This window comes from Colidextribacter sp. OB.20, assembly GCF_009911595.1.
Classification (GTDB): Bacteria; Bacillota; Clostridia; order Oscillospirales; family Oscillospiraceae; genus Lawsonibacter.
In genome coordinates, this window is the sequence record NZ_QWKG01000142.1 from 1 (window position 1) to 1,363 (window position 1,363).

2 protein-coding genes and 1 pseudogene are annotated in these 1,363 nt (G+C 59.0%); all 3 read right to left on the reverse strand.

Annotation, left to right across the window (positions count from 1 at the left end):
• Positions 1-254: plasmid mobilization relaxosome protein MobC (mobC, locus tag D1641_RS18860; protein WP_160668523.1), on the reverse strand; the 254-nt coding region annotated here is incomplete at its 3' end.
• Positions 255-408: 154 nt separating this feature from the next.
• Positions 409-666, reverse strand: coding sequence for a hypothetical protein (locus D1641_RS18865; RefSeq protein ID WP_160668528.1), 258 nt, complete (start codon positions 664-666; stop codon positions 409-411).
• Positions 667-1,177: 511 nt separating this feature from the next.
• Positions 1,178-1,363 (reverse strand): annotated as a pseudogene (locus tag D1641_RS19625) (hypothetical protein); the annotation flags it as partial.

Sequence of the window (1,363 nt, forward strand, 5' to 3'; positions counted from 1 at the left end):
TCAATATCGGTCTGGCCCGCCTCCTTTCTGGCGTTGGTGTTGTGGGCGATCTGATTGATATTTGTCCCGATGGCGTTCAGCTCCCGCAGCAGGGCGGCATAGGTGTCAGGGGGCCGGGGCCGGAGGTTCACGCCCATAATGAGCTGGCGGAGCAGCGGCTCCATTTTCAGCCCGGACGCCTCCGCCTGACGGCGCAGGTGGGCGTACTGGCTGGCGGTCAGCCGCAGGGTGACGGTCTTGTAGGGCTTTGCCATAGGCAGCACTTCCTTTATAAAATGTGTCGAAAAAATGCGTCTCAACTTGAGACGCATTTCCGGGCGGGGGGGTATTAGGGGCTGGCCCCTAACAAGTGGAATTTTGCTGTCAAAATTCCACTTGCTGGGACAGCGGAGCCAACGGCTCCGCTGTCTACCGTATCGGGGCCATGTCCCGGTGTTTATGGGGTCTGGCCTTTTTCTGGGCCTTGGGCCGGGGGCGGTACGGAGTTTCCAGGCCGTCCCGGATGAACTTCTCGCCCATGGGAATGGTCAACGGGCGGCTGAAATCCGCTGTGATGGTGTTTTCTTTGACATTGGTGGGGCGGTATTGGCCGTCCAGCTCGCACTCGGTAGAGGTCACGACACGTCCATCGGTTTCCTCCAGAATGGCTCGGATTTTTTTGAACACCCGGAGACGTTCATCAATAGAAGCGTCTGCGCGGAAAGAAAGCTGCGGACAGTACACAAAACGTCCTGATACTTCCTTTGAAAGAAAACCGTAGGTTATCATTTTCCTGCGCTGGCGTTCCCGCGCCCGTTCGGTGTGCTTGACATAGCCGATTGCCGCATCGGGGCCTTTTGTTAAAGAGAGGATACCAACCTCCCGCCGTTCGTCCAGGGTCAGTGGGATAGCCTTGCGGGAGTCTTTTGTGAGCCCTTTGCTGGCTCCAAAATTTTCCGGGGCCCAGCGGTAGCCTCTGATAAAATAGTGAAACCGTTTCTTTTTCGTAGCAACACACCTCCTATCGGACCGGGCTGGCCCTTTGGGGCCGGGTCTTTTTGGGGGCCGGTCTCCGGGGCGGGGGTGCCGGGGGCGGGGCCGGTTCCTCCGGCTGGGGCAAAGCGTCCATGTCCCCGTCCTCCAACAGAGATAACAGATCCTCCACATACTTTTCGTCCGGGAGGTCCGGCACAGGGGTCTCCACGGTGTAGCCGGGCAGCAGTATCCCGTTGACACAGAAGCGTTTCCGGGCGTCCTCCGGGATGGGTGGGGAGATTTCCGTAAACAGGTGGGAGTAGGCGGCAATTCGGCCCTGGAGGTATTTTTCCATGGCTGCCCTGTCCTTGAACACCTTCCGGTCCTGTCCGGCAAGCCGCCGCCCAGA